Here is a 19139-nt window from a genome sequence, read left to right as displayed (position 1 = left end):
TCTTTTTTTTTTAGCCCCATTAAACCCCGGCCGCGCGCTGGCCCGGGTTGGGGCGGGCGCCGGGGCGGGGGCCCGCCCCCTTTAATTTAATTATTTCCCCCCCGCCTTTGGGGGCCCCCCGGGACACCTCGACAGCACGAAGTTTTGCAAGCAGTGGGACCCAGAACGTCCCCGACACGAATGTCTCCCCGGCGGGCCATCGCCCAGCCACGTAGCGCGACACCTTGCATGAGGTGCCTGTGCGGAGGCGTCCCCTTCCAGGCAATGCCTCACCGCGCGCAGAAGTCAGCGTAGTCGGATCATTCGGCGATGCGGCGGAGGATCGGGTGTGATGAAATGTTCCTGGCCATCGATCTCAACCGGGCTCGCATCCAGTCGACTGAAACGCGAAATCGTCACGAGGGTTGGCGGCTTGGTCGTCGGTGCTTCCAGCAATCACGCGGTCGTCTTCGGCCCGGCCCGAAACTCGATGGCGGTTAGCTCAAAGATGAAGGGAAATCGGGCCGTTCCTTTTTCATCCGTTGGAGGATGGACCGCACTCTCCTGGCGTTTGGGGCCAGTTCTTTGACAGGACGGAGAAGCGCCACAGTGCGGACGACATCAGCTGTGACAGATCGCAGCCTGGTGGCGGTTCCTTCCGCCAATTCTAAGCCACGCCCACGGCGTCCTCGAATGGATTGGGTCTGACCGAAGACCGCCTTCGCTTCACTCCGTCTCGATGGTCTTCCCGCAACGTCGGCGCTGCGTTTTCTTCCCCTGTCCGCTGCGCGTCCATTCCTCGCGGTCCAAGAAAGCCTCGCGCCGCCGTCTTTAACTTCGTTTCAGCCACTAAGCACCACCCAATTCCCCACGCGAAAGGGGGACCCCGGTGGGTGCGGCCCGATCGTCTCCGGTCTCACGACCACCATCGAGGCCGCAATAGGCGCAGCCCGAGAAAACAGAAGGAACCACCACAATGGCGACGATCGGCACATTCTCCCGCACTGCGAACGGCTTCTCCGGCTCAGTCAAGACTCTGAACCTCAACGTCAAGGCGGTGTCGTTCACCCCGGTCGACGGCGACAATGAAAAAGGTCCGGACTTCCGCATCTTCGCCGGGGCCACCGAGTTCGGGGCGGCATGGAAGAAGACCTCGCGCGAGGGCCGCGATTATCACTCGGTCAAGCTCGACGATCCGAGCTTCCCGGCTCCGATCTATGCAAGCCTGGTCGAGACCGACACCGACGGCGAGTTCTCGCTGATCTGGTCTCGCCGCACCGCAGAGTGATCCAACTAAACACGAAGCCCCGCACAACGCGGGGTTTCTCCATGTTCAGGGCCGCCATTGCCTGGCAGCCCTCTCAGATGCAGCACGCTACGCTTTGACGAGTGCCTTGCGCGCCTTCTTCACCGGCGACTTGATGGCCGTGGGGGCTGTTGTCGCTGCTGCTGCGCGAGCAGGTCGTTTTGGTTTTTCCACTGCGGTGGGTGTGGGTGGTGCCGCCTTGCGCCCGAGCCCTGTTGATTTCGCCAGGGCCGAGCGGGTGGCGGCGTAATTTGGCGCCACCATCGGATAGTCGGAGGGCAGGTTCCATTTCTGACGGTATTCGTCCGGACTCAGATTGTAATGCGTTCCGATACGCCGCTTCAAGGATTTGAACTTTTTCCCGTCTTCCAGGCATATGATCAAATCAGGTGACACTGACTTCTTGATCGACACCGCCGGCTCCAGCTTGACTGCGGCCGGAGCGACAGGTGTGCCGATCCCTTGCAAAGCGACATAGACATCCCCGATCAGCTTCGACAACTCGCCGACCGGCAGCGGATTGTTCGAAACGTAGGCGGAAACGATGTCGGCGGTGATTGATACGAGATCAGCCTGGTTGCTTGGGTCTGGAGAAACGGTCATCGAATTTCCTCTGGTCCAAAGGGCGCTTTGAAAACGGATAGTCTGTCTATTCGCCAACTAGGCAAATAATTCGCTACTCCGCCAACAAACGTCATTCCGTGTAAATATCAAGCAGGCAAGTTTCTCTGCGATCGTTCGGTCCGGCTGCAGACAAGTTGCCGATCGCGTCGGGGAAGCAGGAAGGCTTTCCCCTCGCTTCTCCGCGCCTGGGCGCAGACCCTACGCACGTCGGCCCCATGAAGCCTCGCTGCTGCACCGCAGATTGAGCGATGAACACGCGCGCACAATCTTTATCGTTGCACACTCAGTGCGCGGTCCTCCTCGTCGCGCCACCGTAAATTGGACCTTCGGGCGCAGTTCATTTGGAACGCATGGGCGAGCGTTCAGGTCGGGCCGTACCTCGTCGGCCAACAGGCCGGCAGGCATATTTCGGGCGGCGGGGCGCAGCACCTAAGCGGGCCGGAACATAGTCGAGCATCTCGCTGACGCTCTCGCCGATGCTGTGCAGGGTGCCACCACAATGGCCGCAGGCGGGGCTGTCGACGTCGATGACCTGTCCAACGCGAGGCGGATGATCGGGCAGCAGCCCGCGCTTTGGCTGCGCTTTCCGGGTTCGCCACGGCGCGGAATGATGTTCGCGCCTTCGCTGATATCGCTTTCGATGTCCTTCCAGGGCAAGCTCGAACTGGTCTGGGTCCATTCGCTCGGAACCCGAGAACGAATCCGTCTTTCAGCTGTTTCTGGACGAGCATGGCGAGCGCGCCGAGCCCTTTTCTCATGACGTGTAGCCCAGCACCAGATCCACCTTCACGTCCGCCGGAACGACGAGATGATGCGTTCTCCTAGTCGGCGAAATGCCGCTTGACTGCATCCGCATTGCTGCCGACGCATGCAAAGACGCGTCGCCCGTCGTCCAGTTGGACTGCCATCATGCCGTCCGGCGGCCGCACCAGATTGCGCAGGGCATTTAGTGCCGGCGGTTCGGTTTCCGCCCCGTGGATGAGCGCAACCGTTCCCATTGCGGCGCCTTGCGAGCGGTCAGGCCGAACTTGACACGCCGGCGGAAGGCCATGCTGGTGGCGATCCCATGGCGGCGGCAAACCTCCGCCACACTGACACCGGGCTTCTTCGTCTCCTGCACAATCGCCTGCTTCTGCGCGTCGCTGAAGCGGCGCCGGTTCGACCGCCCGTCGACCCGCGGTGTCAAGCGATGTTGGCGCCGCACGCAATTGGCAGCGCTGCTTAATTGAGCCCGGGCACTCGGATGCAACAGAGATCGCCGGTTTACTTCGGCTTCGAATTCCTCGAGACGAGCGCGCCATTTGCGCAGCGCATGGGGCGAAAGCCCAAACGCCGCGGCATACTTGGCAAGCCCCAATCCGCTCCAGTTCATCGCCTCCACATGCGTGCCCCAGAACGCCTGCAATGCAATCGGGCCGGTGTCCGTACGCACTCTGTAAAGGTAGCGGCGCGGGCTCTTGTGTCGCTTCGGCGTCCCTTTCCTGCCCCGCTTTTTCGGCTTTTCCTGGCGCAATTTTCCGCAGATATTCAGCATGTTTGCGCCGATCTTCCGGGCTCACCAGATGGGCGCGCACCCACAGCTCAAAAGTCTTCGTCGAAAGCTTGCGCCGGCGGCAATTTTCCTCCGCCTCAAAACGGCCCCCATACCAGGTCGCGACATGCGTCGACCAGCACGGGTTCTTGGCCTTGTCCCAGGAACGTTGAGGCACCGCCGGAGATCTCTCAACAGCAAGGAACCTCACATGTCGTGAGATTGCACTATCGATAGATGTGCAGGACCCGGACGGTTACCGAGGGGTGGTGGGCGACAGTGAGGGTAGTGGCGGAAGCGAGGTGGCGGACTGCCGCCCGTAATCGGCAAGCGGCGCCGGCGTCTGGAAAAACGCTGCTTGCAGGCGTGTCGGCTGCTAAGAAACCTCCTGTCAAACAACGCAGGAGAGGGACGATGGAATTCTTTTGTGGACTGGATGTTGCGATGGACGAGACGGCGGTGTGCGTCGTCGACGATCGCGGCGCGGTGCATCTGCAGGCGACGGCCTTGACCGATCCCGACGCGCTGTTGGCGGTGTTGAAGCCTTTCCTGCCGCGGCTGAGAAGGGTCGGCCACGAGGCCGGTTCGCTGTCGCCCTGGCTGCATCCGGAACTGCTGAAGCTTGGGCTTCCGGCGGTGTGCCTGGAGACGCAGCACGTGCGCGCGGCGATGTCGGCGCAACGCAACAAGACGGACGCGGCCGATGCCCTGGGCATTGCCCATATCATGCGCACCGGCTGGTTCCGGCACGCGCACATCAAGTCGGAGGCCTGTTATCGGATGCGGTTGCTGCTGACGCACCGGCGCAATCTGAAGCGCAAGTTCCTCGATCTGGAGAATGCTATCCGCCATTCGCTCAAGAGCTTCGGCATTCGCCTGAGCAAGGTCGGCCGGAAGGCTTTCGACCAGGCTGTGCGCGATGCGACCACTGGGGATACGCTGACGTCAGAGCTGATGGACGCCATGCTAACGGCACGCGCCGAGCTGTGGAAGCAGTACTGCCGGCTGCACGAGTTGGCCGTGAGGTTCGTCGCCCGCGACGAGCTGTGCCGCCGCTTCATGGCGATCCCCGGCGTCGGCCCGGTGACGGCGCTGAGCTTCATGACGGCAGTCGAGGACCCGTCCCGCTTCCGCCGCTCGCGCGACGTCGCGGCCAATTTTGGGCTGACGTCGCGGCGCTGGCAGTCGGGCACGTCGATCGACTCGCAGGGGCGAATATCGAAGGCCGGCGACGCGGACATCCGGCGCGCCCTCTACGAGACGGCGTCGGCGCTGATGACGCGGTTCCGTGGCCAGGACAAGCTCAGGACCTGGGGAACGATGCTCGCGAAGCGGGGCAATCACCGCAAGGCGACCGTCGCGGTGGCGCGCAAGCTGGCGGTGATCATGCACGCGATGTGGACCGACGGGACGTGCTATGTCGGCGACCCGGCGTCGAACGAAGCCGACCTTGTTGCGCGCGCCCGGGTCAAGGCCTGGAAGACGCTTGGCGCAGCCCGATGAACAACGCGACGAGCTTGACGCGCAACGCCGGCGCGGCATGACAGACGCAAACTGAACACACGAGCTCCGCTGCGAAGCGGATGAGGACCGGTGCAGACCAGGAACGACGGGACGCACGCTATCTTGCTCGCGGCCGAGCCGATCGAAAGACGGCCGGACCGCGTTGGACTGCCTGTGACGATGCCCCGTGAATCCGATGGAAAGATGCACCCCGACGGCAAAAGCGCTGCCAGCATGCAGCCCGAAAACGCCGTCGGCGACTGCGCAGGACTGCACGGCTCACCGGATCTCGGCCGCTTCCCGGGAAAGCATGTTGCGGAAAGCCGCAAAAGTGTTTTTGAGTAGAAAAGAGGAGGGACGACGATGGTAAAAAGAGTACCGCAAGCATAACCGATTAGGACTGCAAGATAAAGCGAGCTGGCGCTCGCCCTCGCTTCGCTCGTAAGTGTCTGTCTGCACATTGTTTTTTCCGGCAGCTGCCGACGCAACGCAGAATGACGCGAGGTGCGGGGCTGAAGGCTATCGGCTATGCTATTGATCTGAAGCGCAAAACTATCGTGCCGCAGCGATGTGCGATCCGCCATTGTTTGCCACAACAAGTCTTTGCGCGCCGTAGCACGCTGTGCGTGCCGGCTACCTTGAAGCGCGTAATCTGAGTCTCGATGCTGTCGCCATGGCAGATCGTGAAAGCGACAGGTTCCAGGTTCGCACCGGCCGGACGCGGCATGGCGGCAATTCGCGGACGCTGCCCTTCGTGCGCCAGGTCGAGATCGCTGTCCGCAAGCAGGGCGGCAACCCCAATCGCATCGGCGCAAGCAGCGGCGGCGGGAAGGGGAGCGGCCGCTTCAATGCCCGCGGCCGAGGCGGCAAGCTGGCGGCAGGATTGTCGAAGGACGGTGGCGGCTGGCGGCAGGACGGCAACGGCATCCGTTTTCGCTCGCGGCGCGTCGTGTTGAAGGCGCGCGTTGTCAAGCTGCCGGGGCGAGGGAAGGGGACGAGCGGGCACGGCCAAATGTTCGTGACGACCAGCAAAGCCCTCGATGCGCATCTGCGTTATCTCCAGCGCGACGGCGTCACTAAAGACGGCGAGAAGGGAAGGGTGTACTCGGCCGTTGACGACGAGGCCGACGGCAAGGGCTTCGTCGAGCGCGGGCGCGGCGACCGGCACCAGTTCCGCTTCATCGTCGCGCCGGAGGACGCCGCCGAAATGGAAGACCTGCGCTCCTTCACCCGCGATCTCATGCGGCAGATGGAAGCCGATCTTAACACGCGCCTCGACTGGATCGCCGTCGACCACCACAACACTGGCCATCCGCACAGCCACATGCTGGTGCGCGGCATCACCGATGACGGCAAGATCTTGAACATCGCCGGCGACTACATCGCCCATGGCATCCGTCATCGGGCAGCCGAGCTGGTGGAACGGGAGCTTGGGTTACAAAGGGAGATCGAGGTCGCCCGCAAGCTGGCCAACGAGGTCGGAGCCGAACGGCTGACCCGGCTCGACCGCATGCTGATTGCCGAACAGCGGGAGCACGATCTTGTCGATCTCCGTCCCAATGCCAGCGACAGCTACACAATTCGCAACAATCGCTATCTGCTGATCGATCGGGCAAAGACACTGGCGCACTTCGGCCTGGCGAGCGAGATCGAGCCCGGCCGATGGGTGATCTCCGACAAAGCCGAAAGCACTCTGCGGGCGCTTGGCGAACGCAACGACATCATCAAGACCATGCACCGGGCGCTGGAAGAGCACGGTCTCGCCCAAGAGCGGGGCCCGGCGCAATATGTCATGCACCGGCGAGCCATCACCGAGCCGGTCGTCGGCCGTGTGCTCGCCAAGGGTCTTGCCGGCGATGAGATGAGCGACCGGCTGTCGCTCGTCATCGATGGCGTGGACGGGCGGACCCACCATGTCGAGACCGCCGACGCGGCAAAGCTCGACGACATTCAGCGCGGCCATATCGTGGCGCTCGATCCGATCCCGCCGAAGGAGCAGCCGCGTGCGGCCGACCGCAACATCAGCGCAGTAGCGGGCGAGGACGGCATCTATCGACCAAGCCAACACCTGGAGGCAATCCGCGACACATTCCTGGAGCAGGGCAAGGACCCGGACGCCTTTGTCCGTTTCCATATCCGCCGTCTCGAAGCGCTGCGCCGGGCCGGCCATGTCGAACGCATCGATGAAGACCACTGGCGCATTCCAAATGACCTGTCCGAGCGCGGCATCGCTTACGATGGCCACAACCGCGGCAAGGACTTCTCCGTCCGCGTGCTCTCGACGCTCGATCTTGACGCGCAGGTCGGCAGCGACGGCGCCACCTGGCTCGACCGGGAGCTGACCGCCAGGACCCCCGTGCCGCTGGTCCGGTCAGGCTTTGGTCTCGACGTCGACAACGCTCTCGATAAACGCGCTACCCAGCTCGTCAGGATGGGCCATGCCGCACGCGAAGCGACGAGCCGGGCCATCACCCTCTCGCGCGACCTTGTAGCCACGCTGGAGCGCCAGGAGGTCGCGCGCGTCGGCAAGGAAATGGCGGCTGCACGCGGCCTCACCTTCGCGCCCGTCCAGCCCGGCAATCATATCAGCGGCACGCTCATAGGTTCGCTCCGTCTTGGCAGCGGGCGCTTCGCCATGCTGGACGATAGTTTCGGGTTTCGGCTCGTGCCCTGGCAGCCGATGCTCGACAAGCGCGTCGGCCAGCACATCATCGGTGTCGTCCAAGACAGCGGCGGCATCGAATGGAGCTTCGGCAGAAAACGCGGCCTGGGGATCGGGATGTGAGGGCACGTCGCGCGCAACCCTGCAGGAGATCGCGCTGACGCGGGATCGAGATCGTCACCAGCACGTTGGCCAGCCAGCGTTTCAAGGCTAACAGATCTTTATTCCATCCTGAGTTGGCGGGAGGCCTTTTCGCTCCTAGAGACCTGGCCCGATCCACGCGTCCCCGCTGGTCTGGCAAGCGGTGTATGATACAGAATGAGCCTGCGCTGCGGCGCCCGCAATCCTGCGGTCAACTGATCCTAGGCCGACTACGGTCGCCGCAACCTGACGCCTGGGCGATCGCCATTGGTAAACTCCACGCCTTCGGCTTCAAGAGCGGCACGAATTTTTGCTTGGGTTTCGGCGGATACCAGCAGACCGTTTTTGCCGTCGCTTTCGCAGCGCTTGATCGTCGGAACAGATACACCAGCCCGGCGGGCAAGCTCAGCCTGGGCGATACCAATCAACGCGCGGGCTGCCCGCATCTGTCCTGCTGTCACCAAACTCTATTGATCCCTTTAGATCATTCCTGTATGATCCAAAGGTATCAGTGATACCCTTGGGCCGATGGTCCGAGGTTCGGCTAGGCGCAGTGTTGGCGCACCGTGCCCAGCCTGACCACAATCCAAGCTTCTGAGGAGTTCGGATCATGGCTGATTCCGACAATACCACGACTCCGCCTTTCGTCACCCGCAGGCAAGTGCTTACCGCAGGGATGTTCAGGTCCACCGCTTTGGTGCTTGAGAAGAATGCGCGTGCCGGCAACGTAGCGGCAACGAATACGCCCCCCGATCCGGTGCTGGCGCTTTGGCGGGAATGGCAGGCCGCCCACAGGCTCAGCGAGCAGCTCTGCCGCAGGCAGCAGCGTCTGGAGACGAGACTTGTGGGGAGCGTCGGCTTTCCTTGTGCGACCCTCCGCCTGCCCACGGGCGAGGACGTGACACTCCATTCAATCGAGGCACTCGACGATGTGCTTGGCAACGGGCCCGATACTGCGTCTCTCCGCGAGAAGGCCGAGGCCGATTTAGCGAGGCATCAGGCCCGCTGGGACGCGGCCGCCGAGGAGACCGGTTACACCGCCGCGCTCAGGGCCGAGGGCGACGCTGGGGACCGGGCCCAGGATCTGCTGGAAGCGTTCTCAACGACTCCCGCCACGACCCTCGCCGGTTTGGCGGCCAAGCTCGATGCCGTGTTGCGAGAGGGCGAGGCTTGGGAAGAATGCTCCGAGTTTCCTTGGCCGCAAATCCGTTCGGCACTCAAGGATCTGGTGCGCATCGCCTAGCTGGTCCCGGAACAGTTGAACAGTTGTTCCATATTTCCATTCAAGCGCTGACAAATTGCATCTAACATGGCCGCTGCATGCGGGAGAGGCTTAGTCCGCCTCGGTGAGTAGCGTTACGGCCTCCTCTGGCGCACGGGCGCTGCCTCAAATCGGTTGAGGTTGGGAGGGGGCGCCATCGATCCGAGATGCGCTCGTTATTCCTGCGAACCGTACGCCTCCGGCGAGGCTTTCGATTACCCACATCGTCGGCGGGCCTATTGCCCCGCATGAATCTACCGTGATTCTGTCCGTGACGCCGAATCACGGAGGCGTCACGGATGCGAGACAAGACCAGCAGCAGCGAAGCCGCTTGGCAGGAGGAAGAGCTTTCTGCGGCGGCCCTTCCAACAAGCGTTTAGCCCGTCGGCTGCGACGGTTGCTGGATCAGATGTCAGCTGCGCCGGGCAAGCCAAGCTTGGCGGCCTGCGGCGACTGGGCGGCGGCCAAAGGCGCCCTACCGCTTCTTTGACAATCCGCGTGTGACCAAACACAGCGTTCTCGCCGGCCATTCGGCGCGACCGCGGCGCGCGTTGCAGCGAGCGAAGGTCCGATCCTTATCCTGCAGGACACGATCGAATTTATCCACAGCCGCGCGCAGCCGGGCAAAATCGGCTTCACCAAACCATCAACGCCGGGCGCTACAAGGCCGGGCAGCCCAACGTGCTGACCTTGTGCGGGGTGCTGATGCATTCGAGCCTAGCCGTCACCCTCACCGGCACACCCCTCGGTCTGACCGCGGCGAAGTTCTGGACACGAACGAAGTTTAAGGGAACGCTCGCGCTCAAGCGGCACATCAATCCCACGCGCGTGCCGATCGAGACGAAGGAGAGCTACCGCTGGCTGGAGAACCTGCGCCAGTCCATCGCGCTCGTTGGCGCCCGAGCGCTGTGGGTGACCGGGAGAGCGACATCTACGAGCTCTATTGCACCGCTCGCCTTGATACCAGCTTCCTCGTGCGGGTGCAGACGGACAGGCTGGCAGTGCGGCCAGCCGATGCTGCCCCACACGATCCTGCCCATCGCGTCTTTGCCCAACTTGCGGCTGCAGCGTGGGCGGGACGTCGTCGCATTACGGTTGATTAGGACAAGACGACCTGGCTGCAGGTGAAGTTCGCCGCCATCAACACCTTGCCGCCCGTGGGGAAGCAGAAGCGCTACAGTCCGCAGGTTCTGACTTACATCCACGCCCTCGAAGAGAATCCGCCGCCCGGTCGCGAGCCGATCGACTGGAAGCTGGTGACCAACTTGCCGGTCGAAGATCTCTCCGCGGCGGTCGAGAAGCTCGGCTGGTACGCCCTGCGCTTGAAGGCGGAGGTGTTCCACAAGGTCATGAAGTCGGGCTGCCGTGCCGAGGAGGCGAGGCTCGAGACCGCTGAGAGGTTGGCGAAGTCCCTCGCCCTCATCGCGGTGGTCAGCTGGCACATATTCTTTGTCACTATGTCGGCGCGCGCCAAGCCAGAGGCCGCACCGGACAGCGTTCTCACCTTCGCTGAGATCACTATGCTCGACCGGATCGACGCGTCCCGAACGCGATCGCGCCTCCAACGCCCACGCTCGCCGCTTACCTGCTGCAAATCGCCATGCTTGGCGGCCATCTCGCCCGCAACCATGATCCGCCTCCCGGCAACATGGTCGTCTTGCGCGGCATGACCCGCTTGCACGACATCGCCTTCGGCATCTCCATTGGATCAAGCCGACGATGTGGGTAATCGAAAGCTTCACTTACATGCGTACCGCACGTCTGCGGTCTTCACCGGATGCGTACTGCGAACCTAAATAGTCATCTCGTGCGACGCTTGACCGGCACCCCTAGTGAGATAATGCGGAACTGGGATCTGTCGTTCTTCGCTGATCCCGATATCACAGGCCTAGTTCCACCTGGGATGGTGACGTTGGAGTAGAAGCTCCGTACCGAAATACTCCCCCGTATTCCGAGACATGATCTCTGAGGTTGCCGATGAGGCAGACCTTGACGAGGAGCAGGAGAGTCACTTTGACAAGGTACGACGCACTCTTGGAACAGTTGAGCCGCTGACGGAAGATCATGAATCAGAGAACCTCATCAAAACGGCGCGACAACAGATTACTGTAGAAATTATCACAATCTCTGAGAAAAAAGAGGAGCGGGACGCCGAATAGACTATGAAGGCCAGGTGGACTGGGAAATGTTACAGCTACCTCCCCATACCCGAACCCCCAACCTCGACAGAACCCGAGTTCCGTGCGCTCGATCTTTGAGGACGTCGACGGTGACATTAGCCAGAAGCGGCCGATCATCGATCGTCAATAAGGCCACTGTCGCAGACTGTTTCATTTGTGCCTAAGGGAATTTCACACCGCGAAATCTCAAAGAGGGGCCCATACGGCGCAGCGACAGTGGAAACGTTGAAATGCAAAATATCTCATCGCAAATGTCTCGCCGACACATTGATCACTAGAGCGCGTCCTGTTTAATCCGGGTCATATCCTGCCGCCTTGAAGTAGTTTGCGCATTCGGCTGGCGTGAACTGGTGGAGCATTGGGCCGACGGCATCCCACAGAGCCTTGATGGTTCTCTCGGCTTTGGCGCGCAATAGCGCCTTGAGTTTCGAGAAGGCGTTTTCGATCGGATTGAAGTGTAACCGTCCGGTGAAGGCCGCAGTCAGGCCGCCTTGAGAGCATTGGGCGTGGCGCACCAGGAAGCCGGCTCTGCGGGTGTCGGCGATGCGCGCGAGTGCGTCGGCCAGCAGCGCGAGGACTACCTTGAGGTCAACGGCGAGGTGACGACGAGAATGGCGCGCGGCATCAGGCGAGGCGCGCACGCCGCGAGGGGATCAGCACGCTACCGATCGGTCGTGGTGCCGAAGGGTCCCGGACCACAGCATTCCGACCATCCCTCGATTTTCTGATTTTCTTGGTTTAGTTACAACTTGGTTGAAACGCTGCACCTTCTGAACTGTATCAGTACCACAAGCGTCTCCCGTTCGACCAGCGCCATCTGATTTCACAGGCCCAACTACTGAACGTCTCTACTGCGCGGACCCCAGCTAACTAGACGAGCCAAGTGGGTCCAAACACCAGCAGCAACACCCAAAGGAGCAGCATAGCCAAGGCAACCAATACGGGAAGGCTCGTCACACTTAGTGGACGCCAGTACCAGGACAGCAGACCATCCCATCGCGTCTCCACCTCCATTGCTGGGTGATCCTCGGCAAACCTACCGAGTCTATCTGCAGATTTCTGTGCGCGACCGCGATACTCGTTCACCAAGGCGTGGTCCTCCGCAGCGGCAATGTACCAAATCACCGACACAATAATTCCGAGGACGGCAGGCAAGCGCACTGCCTCCACGCTCATCTTCTCAAACAAGAGCCAACCGACAAAGCCAAATAGCGCCACCTCTACAGTGAGGAAAAAATTGAATCGAGTTAGTGATCGTTCGAACTGGGATTTGAGGTAGTCAAGTTTGATCCTGTAGTCGTCATCCGGGCCGATGAAGGGTTCGCTTTCGTTGAGCCGAGTCACTTGCCAGGCGACGCACCGCCAAGCTCCGTCCTGCTTCTCAAACACGTGGGCGTTCCGAAAACGTCCTAAAGTGCTGCTGGGATCTGATCGCCTCTGGGTCGTCACCAGCGTATGCACCACGCCGACATTATCCGACACCATGTCCAGAATTCACGTTCAACCGATCGGCGAAGAGGATTTGCTTCTCCGGCACTGGCGATCGCTTTCAACAGATCGTCTCTACCCTGCTCTTCGCCACTTGACCGCGTGATCCTGGTAAAGTTGTGCGCTAAGACCAAATCGGCCTTGGATGTGCCACCTTCACCACCTTCGTTTTCGGCCTCAACGATTTGACGAACCAGCTCGATCAGATGCGTCCCGCCGTTCATTGCTTCCTCGATGATTTAGCCGTTAGCTCATAATCGCTCAGATGGTGTTAAGCATAGGTCAGTGTTTTATGTCAGACGCTTGGCGAGAGTCTACGCAAGGTCATCTTAACACGATTCTTGTACGACTACCGAAACCGCGGCCCGCCAACTCATCCTTCAGACCGTGCAGCGTCAGATGCGGCGTCTCACGCATACGTGCCTCGATGAAGGCACGGTGCGGCTCCAGCACCCTCTTGCGATGTCCACCCATCTTGCCAGGCGCAACCGAGCCGGTCGCCCCATGGCGCTGCAATAACTTCACTGCAGCCGAAACCGAAATGCCGAACCGTTTGGCGGCCGACCGGCGGCTCTCGCCACTCAAAACCGCCGCCACAACCCGCTCGCGAAGATCATTGGAAAGAGGTCGATTCATCAGATGCTGGCCTCCACTCCAGCCAGCATCTTGAATCACAAAACCGACAAATCTGGACTCAGTTTACCCGCAACCACCGGGTAGAGTGCGGAGCTATCGAGTGCAACCGGGCGGCCGTAGTAGGCAGTATCGGCCTTGAAGAAAGATAGCAGGTAAGCAACCGCCTCTATGCCTGCGCTCGCATGAGCCAAGATCGGAATTGGCACAGCTTCCTCTTTCTCCGTGTGCAGGACTTCCTCCATTGCCTTTTCAAGCACTTCGATGCGCATGGAAAGTGCTCGCCAGTTTGCGATTTGCGCTAGGAACGCCTTGTCCCCCAGCACTACGAGCAAGGGGGTCTGGTCCGTCCATTTTTTTACGCGCGCAGCGATTGCCGCGGCAATCTCCCGAAGGGCTGATACCGCGAGAATGATCGGCTCAAAATCCAATGCAGCATCGATTTTCGACGCTCCGGACGGTGGCTGCACGTTGGGTGTTTGATTGGCCTCGGATCTGGCGCCGTCGTCCCCAGTGCCAGCGCCATCATCCTCGGCACCGGTGCCACCCTCTACCTCAGGGTTTGTTTCCCCACCTGTTTGCACTTCCGCTTTTCCCACCTCATGGCCCACGCTAAGTCCGGCGCTCCAGCTCAGGCTCTGCACTCGTAATTGTCGTACGAACGCTGGGTCAACGCCCTAATCGGTAGGACGTACTTAGACGCCGAGCGCCTTGAGGACGACCGCCGCACCGCATTGTTTCGACACGGCCGCCGGATCGAATTTTCCGTCCTTAACAAATTTGCCTTTACTGTAGTGATTGGAAAAACTCCACAGATAGGGCGTGTTAATACCTCGGCCGCGATAGCCCCAGCCGTTGTAGCTCTCAAAGCGGTAGAGTGCGCGCGGCACCGACCAGTCCTTTTGCGCTGCATATCCCTTCATCGTGAGCGCATCGACGGCACTGGATTCCCAATCGTTGGGCGGATTCCACGTTTTCGGCCGCCCTTGTGGCACCTGCACTGTTCTGGCCCTCAGCGGATCGCCGTTGTGGAGGTGGCCATTGAAGTTAAAACTGCCTTCCAAGGCATGCGTGATGCCGACAAACCACCACGGGATCTCCAGCACTTTGGCCACCCTTTCGTAACGCGGACGAAAGTCATGCAGTTTTTTCACGTACCAGGCCACTTCGCCCTTCCGCTCAGCTCGTATTTGGCACGTGTCGAAAAGGGACTGATACTTCGCCTTCACATTGTTGAAATTAGGAGCAGGCGCTTCTTCGAGGGTTGCGGCTGAAGCCACTTCTGCGTGGTAAACCTGGAACAGTTCTGCCATTTCAACCGAATTGTCGGCAAGCCCGTCGAGACTCTCCTGTAGAGAGACCAGCCTGTGCAGGAGAGCGACGGGTTCAAGCGCAGCAATCCTGGCTTCCAATGTCATTAGGGCCTCGCTCCCGCCGTTCGTCAACCCTGCGTGTCGCCTTTCCATTGGTTCAAGCGGTGCGTCCAGGACAACGTCATGCAGGTCCTCGATGGGCAGGTAAGCCAGACGGCCACCGACCAGCGACTCTTCTCCACCCGACGCGCGCCAGAGCGGATCAGCGCCACGCAGGGCCGGGAATGAAAGGCCTGTCGCCTCTTCGATGTGCTTGATCGCGACCTGAAATGTCCGGTAGGCACCGAGGACAAAGCCCTCGACCGCCTCCGTGCGGCTGCGGCGCTCCAGCAACTCACGGACTAGGTCGCCTTGGGTTAACAGATAGCCCGTAGCATGCAAGCTGCCATCTTCTGTGGGCATGACAACGATTTTCCAAAATTCCTGCGGCACCCGGGCATTGCTCGGGGGCAATTCCGGGTCATCGTCGCGGAAAATCGGGCCGGTAAACACACAAGCCTTGAAGCCTACCGTACGAGCGCTATCAAGAATGTAATTTTCCAGCCCTTGCCAAAGCGATTTGCCTTGATTCAGCGATGAATGCTGGAGGGCGGAGTTGGTGTAGTGGAAAGTATCATCGTTGGCCTGTTGGGCACTGTCGCCCCAATTCGGATCCTCGCGCCGAACCATGTGGCCGCGATCGATCTCGGCGTCACCATATGCGGCCTGCCCTAACTGCAGTTCACCGTCAATTCGCAGGTCGTAGAACCATTGGTCCTCGCCCCGTTTTATGCGGATGGCCGCCCCTCCATCGATATTGACGGCTGTAGCCAGAGGCGCCCGCCGGCTCTTCGAGAAGAGAACGCCAAAATGGGTGTAGCGCAGTTCGTATTTGCGTCTGTCCTGGCCGTCCTGCGGTTGCGCTAGGTCGTTGGCAATCTCGTCGCCGAATTCCGGCCACGGCACATCAAGGCCGGAGCCGAGGAATGTTGGATCGTATCCTCCGCGACGAGCCAGGTCGGACGCCTTGTGCATCCCATCGGATCGCGCCTCGGATCCTTCCCGTGCTATTCCAGCGACGGCCACCTGAGAACCGGAAAGCAAGTTCTTTAATGTTTCAGCGCTGACAGCCGCATTCTGAATGCCGAATTCGCCGGAGAAATGCAGGCCAACGACCGCTTCCTGTTCCAAACTGACCAGACACGAGCCCGAATTGCCGCCCAGTGTCGTGCAATCGTGAGAAAGGACCGTACCTTCTGCTCCCGTCATGATAAGGCCGGGCGCAAAACGCTTCACATCGTATAGATCATTGAAGTACTGCCGCATCTGCGACAGGTCGTTACGATCGTCGAAAGCAGGATAACCAATAGTGGCGACCAACTCCCTGTCCCGTCCGCGCCGCAGTGCTAACGGGAGTGGATCCGGCGATACCCCTTCACGCGTCTCGATCTCGAGCAGAGCGATATCTGCTTCGGTGTCATCCGCCAGGTACACTATACTTGTGACTGGCAACGCAAATGCGTTACCGGGGACAGAATCCACCTCCTCGCGCATATCCAAGTTCATCCCATAGCGGGCTCCGATAGGCGAACGCAGAAAGATACCCACCCCATCGCGGCCGCGTCGCGCAACGAGCTTCGCGACATGACGGTTGGTCACGACCTTTCGGCGACCACTCGGCGCCTCACCCACAACGAAGCCGGTGCCGCCCCAGCGCATGGCGTGATTAACGAATTCAACCCTGCCCACTGAGGGGATGAATCTCTCAATACGGCGTGCGTGCCCCTCCGTGAACTGAGGAAGCAGGGGAACCGGTTCGAATATGATCCTGTCGTTGCGGATCAGCATCGGGGGGCGTCCGACCCGCCGAACAATCGCTTCCAATCCGACTGGATTTCTGATGGCACCCAACTCACGGGCCGCGGCGATCCCCTCCAATCCAGACCCCCGGACACCCTCCCCATCCGGGACGAAATCAGACATATCCAGACCGAAGCGTGAAGGATCGATGCGCCCGTCGGCTATCGCTCTGTGTACGGTAAACAGCACGTCGCTTCCCATCCGAGACAGTAAGGCCCCCAGCCGTGAACGGGACTCTTCGTGCGCAGATGTGTTCGATGCAAATACTGGCCGACGTGATGTCGGCTGATCCTCTACATGGTGATGATCCGGCATACGAGTATAATCAGATTCGAGATCCGTGTCGGTCTCAGGTATGGATGGGAACTCGTCCTGACCCGCTGCTTCCTCTCCCCCGGAACGCATCAGGAATTCAATTTCGTCCTCGGTATAGCCGGGATCCCAATGCGTGTTTTCCGGCACATTAGAGTGGCCGTAATGGCCGCCCTTCATGTCCCAAGTCCCCGGATCGCGATTATGACGGCCGGGATCGCGTCCATCGCGGGCCGGCTTCGGGTGGCCATTAGGCCAGACCTTTGGCACGCCGTGGATCGCCTCAATCCACCGGCACAACCGCGCCAGGTTCTGGAGCGTCGCCTTCGATTTAGGGCGATGCGCGAATCCTACAACCTCGATCTGGATGGCAGAGTCGCGGTTCGTCTGCACGCCGCCCGGCGGATTTTTCAACGCACGCGCTGCAACGTTTGTGTCGATGTGCTGATAGACCTTGCGATCGTCAACTGTGAAATGCGGATCGGACCGGTTTGCCCGGAATGCACCGAACGCGCCAGCTGCGCTCGGTCCCTCCGTCGTATGATGCACGATCTTGAAAGGCCCTCCCGTAAAGGTACCGGAGGACCCGCTGATGGGCATCCATTCGGCCGCTGGATATCTGGCCATGCCATCCCCCCGAGCTCGCGTTATTTGAGTCCAAAATTCTGCTTGCGTCGATAGCAGCGACACCGCCGTTCCCAGGTACCGTTCTTGTCCAAGAGTTATCGCGCTTGCTACCGAACCACGACAGAAGGTTGGAACGCCGATTCAATGCTATCCTGATGCCGCTAGCCGCACATGGAAGCAGGACCTAGGCTCTATTACCCCTTCCCGAGAAAGGCATCTGCTCCCGCCCCACTACTTTCGCTTTCGATAAAATCTAAAGAATTCTGATACTTGCCTCCTGCCGGGGCTCTCCTTGCGTATCCGAACAAGAATGCGCATCGCCAACATTTTGTTTCTTATAAACCAGTCTTTTGCAAAACAAAAGTGTCTTTTCAACTATCGAAGCCGCAAATTTATCCTTCGTCTTCGGCTAGCCACCCGGCTGCAACCGTGAGTACGGCTGCTCGATCATCGAGTCGTTCTTCAGATCAAATCAAGGATCTCCACCATGTGGCCTCATCAGAAACTTAAATCACGAAGGAGGCGCTTTGTCCCAAAAGGGATCGAGGTCTTTGAATTCGCCGGCTCTGCGCGCGATCAGATCGGCTACTATACGCTGGAGCGGGATCGCCTGATTGTAGCTGCCGCGATAGTCTGGCCAATCCTCGGGGTTGCCGCCCTGGTGTATCGCCACAACCTTTAGCCCGTCATCGCAACATGCGGACCCAGATGAACCTGGTAGGGTTCGCGCGTCGTGCCTCAGCCGAATGCCGTTACCCGCCCATTCAATCACCTTGCCGTTCGAGAGCTTCATCGGCTGGAGACGAGGTTGCGACGGAACGCTGAGGTCCTGTGGGTGTTGGAAAATCCAGATCTGGTCATTTGCCGCCATAGAGGTCGGGCTCGAGAGCACTTCAATCCAGCCCCGGGCGGGTGCCGAGGGTTCCGATTTCAGGCCAACCGGTTGCAGCCCGACGGGCTCGGCTAGCCGTAGGAGCGCATAGTCGAGCTCTTCGAATGACCAATCGGATCTTCCTGCCGTAACATCTGCAGCGCCGAAGGGCCGGTGTGCAACACACCCCTTGCTCGCAACCGGCACCGCTCGTCCGGCGTTCACGACGGCGTCGACGATCTTGAAGTCGAACCGGCACCGCAGCTCACCTATGCCATCCGGAAGAAGATGTCTGACCACGTGATAATTGGTAATGATTATATCTTCCGCCACCAGCCACCCTGTTCCGATTCCTCCGTTTGAATCCTCAACCGCGCATATCCCATTTACTAGTTGTCCGAGGCGTTTGCCGAATTCGTCGACATCCCCAAAGCGGGACCTTAGGTTCACGATCTTTTCGAGATTGCCCTGATCCTCCGGGACCTTGGCTTTGGCTAAAAGCTTTACCTCGGCTTCTAGGAGCACCGGGTTCCCGGGAACGGAGCTACGGGCTGCAATTAGCAGCTCCGGCCACCAGCCTTGCTGGTTGGCGCCGTCGACAAGTTTGAAAACTACAGTCGAGAACGGCCCAGGTCCTGCGTAATCCCTTAGCCTCTTGTTCAGCCGAAAGCTAAGCATCATTGGCAGGCTATTCTCGTCGAATGCCTCGTCTATACCGGCATGAAGGATAGCCTTTTCCGGGCCGGTCAGCATGCGCACCATCGGGTTACTCCCCATCTTGATCCCTGCCCACCGACGGAATAGGCAGC

At 60.3% G+C, this 19139-nt stretch carries 17 protein-coding genes and 2 pseudogenes; 8 read left to right on the top strand and 11 right to left on the bottom strand.

Annotation, left to right across the window (positions count from 1 at the left end; all coding sequences use genetic code 11):
- The first annotated feature begins 955 nt into the window (after nucleotides 1–955).
- A complete protein-coding gene (locus NKG95_RS32075; RefSeq protein WP_353043566.1) occupies nucleotides 956–1267 on the top strand; it encodes a DUF736 domain-containing protein in 312 nt (103 codons plus the stop codon).
- An 87-nt stretch (nucleotides 1268–1354) separates the two neighbouring features.
- On the opposite strand, the gene NKG95_RS32070 is transcribed toward NKG95_RS32075, so the two are convergent.
- From NKG95_RS32070 to tnpA, 3 genes are all read right to left on the bottom strand, one after another.
- A complete protein-coding gene (locus tag NKG95_RS32070) occupies nucleotides 1355–1945 on the bottom strand; it encodes a Ros/MucR family transcriptional regulator (protein ID WP_502914007.1) in 591 nt (196 codons plus the stop codon).
- 301 nt (nucleotides 1946–2246) lie between these two features.
- Nucleotides 2247–2588, bottom strand: coding sequence for an IS66 family transposase zinc-finger binding domain-containing protein (locus NKG95_RS32065; RefSeq protein ID WP_353043564.1), 342 nt, complete (start codon nucleotides 2586–2588; stop codon nucleotides 2247–2249).
- A 267-nt stretch (nucleotides 2589–2855) separates the two neighbouring features.
- Nucleotides 2856–3443 (bottom strand): IS66 family insertion sequence element accessory protein TnpA, encoded by a 588-nt coding sequence (gene tnpA / locus NKG95_RS32060; RefSeq protein WP_353043562.1) that lies wholly within the window; start codon nucleotides 3441–3443, stop codon nucleotides 2856–2858.
- A gap of 411 nt (nucleotides 3444–3854) precedes the next feature.
- Between tnpA and NKG95_RS32055 the strand changes: the two genes are divergently transcribed.
- From NKG95_RS32055 to NKG95_RS32045, 3 genes are all read left to right on the top strand, one after another.
- Nucleotides 3855–4943, top strand: coding sequence for an IS110 family RNA-guided transposase (locus tag NKG95_RS32055; protein WP_353043560.1), 1089 nt, complete (start codon nucleotides 3855–3857; stop codon nucleotides 4941–4943).
- A gap of 123 nt (nucleotides 4944–5066) precedes the next feature.
- Entirely contained in the window at nucleotides 5067–5288 is a 222-nt protein-coding gene (locus tag NKG95_RS32050) for a hypothetical protein (RefSeq protein ID WP_353043559.1), read from the top strand.
- A 328-nt stretch (nucleotides 5289–5616) separates the two neighbouring features.
- Nucleotides 5617–7728, top strand: a complete 2112-nt coding sequence (locus NKG95_RS32045) for a DUF3363 domain-containing protein (protein ID WP_353043557.1) — start codon at nucleotides 5617–5619, stop codon at nucleotides 7726–7728.
- A 248-nt stretch (nucleotides 7729–7976) separates the two neighbouring features.
- On the opposite strand, the gene NKG95_RS32040 is transcribed toward NKG95_RS32045, so the two are convergent.
- Nucleotides 7977–8192 (bottom strand): helix-turn-helix domain-containing protein, encoded by a 216-nt coding sequence (locus NKG95_RS32040; protein ID WP_353043555.1) that lies wholly within the window; start codon nucleotides 8190–8192, stop codon nucleotides 7977–7979.
- 164 nt (nucleotides 8193–8356) lie between these two features.
- Between NKG95_RS32040 and NKG95_RS32035 the strand changes: the two genes are divergently transcribed.
- From NKG95_RS32035 to NKG95_RS32020, 4 genes are all read left to right on the top strand, one after another.
- Nucleotides 8357–8989 carry a hypothetical protein gene (locus tag NKG95_RS32035; protein ID WP_353043553.1) on the top strand — a complete coding sequence of 211 codons (633 nt, stop codon included), beginning with the start codon at nucleotides 8357–8359 and terminating at the stop codon, nucleotides 8987–8989.
- A gap of 427 nt (nucleotides 8990–9416) precedes the next feature.
- Entirely contained in the window at nucleotides 9417–9497 is an 81-nt protein-coding gene (locus tag NKG95_RS32030) for a hypothetical protein (protein ID WP_353043570.1), read from the top strand.
- 634 nt (nucleotides 9498–10131) lie between these two features.
- Complete coding sequence (locus NKG95_RS32025; protein WP_353043552.1) at nucleotides 10132–10677, top strand: hypothetical protein; 546 nt, start codon at nucleotides 10132–10134, stop codon at nucleotides 10675–10677.
- A 288-nt stretch (nucleotides 10678–10965) separates the two neighbouring features.
- Complete coding sequence (locus tag NKG95_RS32020; RefSeq protein WP_353043551.1) at nucleotides 10966–11166, top strand: hypothetical protein; 201 nt, start codon at nucleotides 10966–10968, stop codon at nucleotides 11164–11166.
- Between the two features lie 311 nt (nucleotides 11167–11477).
- Here the strand turns inward: NKG95_RS32020 and NKG95_RS32015 are convergent.
- From NKG95_RS32015 to NKG95_RS31985, 7 genes and pseudogenes are all read right to left on the bottom strand, one after another.
- A pseudogene (locus NKG95_RS32015) lies at nucleotides 11478–11642 on the bottom strand (IS630 family transposase); the annotation flags it as partial.
- Between the two features lie 415 nt (nucleotides 11643–12057).
- Nucleotides 12058–12576: a RipA family octameric membrane protein gene (locus tag NKG95_RS32010; RefSeq protein ID WP_353043549.1), complete on the bottom strand. Its 519-nt coding sequence runs from the start codon at nucleotides 12574–12576 to the stop codon at nucleotides 12058–12060.
- Between the two features lie 56 nt (nucleotides 12577–12632).
- Nucleotides 12633–12899 carry a hypothetical protein gene (locus NKG95_RS32005; protein WP_353043548.1) on the bottom strand — a complete coding sequence of 89 codons (267 nt, stop codon included), beginning with the start codon at nucleotides 12897–12899 and terminating at the stop codon, nucleotides 12633–12635.
- A 133-nt stretch (nucleotides 12900–13032) separates the two neighbouring features.
- Nucleotides 13033–13314: pseudogene (locus NKG95_RS32000) on the bottom strand (IS630 family transposase); the annotation flags it as partial.
- 32 nt (nucleotides 13315–13346) lie between these two features.
- The gene (locus NKG95_RS31995) at nucleotides 13347–13919 is read right to left on the bottom strand and encodes a hypothetical protein (protein WP_353043547.1); all 573 of its coding nucleotides are present in this window, start codon (nucleotides 13917–13919) and stop codon (nucleotides 13347–13349) included.
- Nucleotides 13920–14003: 84 nt separating this feature from the next.
- Nucleotides 14004–17459 (bottom strand): DNA/RNA non-specific endonuclease, encoded by a 3456-nt coding sequence (locus NKG95_RS31990; protein ID WP_353043545.1) that lies wholly within the window; start codon nucleotides 17457–17459, stop codon nucleotides 14004–14006.
- 511 nt (nucleotides 17460–17970) lie between these two features.
- Complete coding sequence (locus NKG95_RS31985) at nucleotides 17971–19092, bottom strand: trypsin-like peptidase domain-containing protein (RefSeq protein ID WP_353043544.1); 1122 nt, start codon at nucleotides 19090–19092, stop codon at nucleotides 17971–17973.
- Between the last annotated feature and the right edge of the window lie 47 nt (nucleotides 19093–19139).

The organism is Mesorhizobium sp. M1423, assembly GCF_040317575.1.
Taxonomy (GTDB): Bacteria; Pseudomonadota; Alphaproteobacteria; order Rhizobiales; family Rhizobiaceae; genus Mesorhizobium.
Note: the sequence above shows the minus strand (reverse complement) of the source record. Positions and strands in the feature narration are given on the sequence as shown.

What these genes read in the sequence shown, in the direction of transcription:
- NKG95_RS32045 (WP_353043557.1), top strand. Translation starts at nt 5,617, where the DNA reads ATGGCAGATCGTGAAAGCGACAGGTTCCAGGTTCGCACCGGCCGGACG.
- NKG95_RS32075 (WP_353043566.1), top strand. Translation starts at nt 956, where the DNA reads ATGGCGACGATCGGCACATTCTCCCGCACTGCGAACGGCTTCTCCGGC.
- NKG95_RS32065 (WP_353043564.1), bottom strand. Translation starts at nt 2,588, where the DNA reads ATGGACCCAGACCAGTTCGAGCTTGCCCTGGAAGGACATCGAAAGCGA.
- NKG95_RS32020 (WP_353043551.1), top strand. Translation starts at nt 10,966, where the DNA reads ATGATCTCTGAGGTTGCCGATGAGGCAGACCTTGACGAGGAGCAGGAG.
- tnpA (WP_353043562.1), bottom strand. Translation starts at nt 3,443, where the DNA reads ATGCTGAATATCTGCGGAAAATTGCGCCAGGAAAAGCCGAAAAAGCGG.
- NKG95_RS32030 (WP_353043570.1), top strand. Translation starts at nt 9,417, where the DNA reads ATGTCAGCTGCGCCGGGCAAGCCAAGCTTGGCGGCCTGCGGCGACTGG.
- NKG95_RS32055 (WP_353043560.1), top strand. Translation starts at nt 3,855, where the DNA reads ATGGAATTCTTTTGTGGACTGGATGTTGCGATGGACGAGACGGCGGTG.
- NKG95_RS32005 (WP_353043548.1), bottom strand. Translation starts at nt 12,899, where the DNA reads ATGAACGGCGGGACGCATCTGATCGAGCTGGTTCGTCAAATCGTTGAG.
- NKG95_RS31985 (WP_353043544.1), bottom strand. Translation starts at nt 19,092, where the DNA reads ATGGTGCGCATGCTGACCGGCCCGGAAAAGGCTATCCTTCATGCCGGT.
- NKG95_RS31990 (WP_353043545.1), bottom strand. Translation starts at nt 17,459, where the DNA reads ATGGCCAGATATCCAGCGGCCGAATGGATGCCCATCAGCGGGTCCTCC.
- NKG95_RS32035 (WP_353043553.1), top strand. Translation starts at nt 8,357, where the DNA reads ATGGCTGATTCCGACAATACCACGACTCCGCCTTTCGTCACCCGCAGG.
- NKG95_RS32040 (WP_353043555.1), bottom strand. Translation starts at nt 8,192, where the DNA reads ATGCGGGCAGCCCGCGCGTTGATTGGTATCGCCCAGGCTGAGCTTGCC.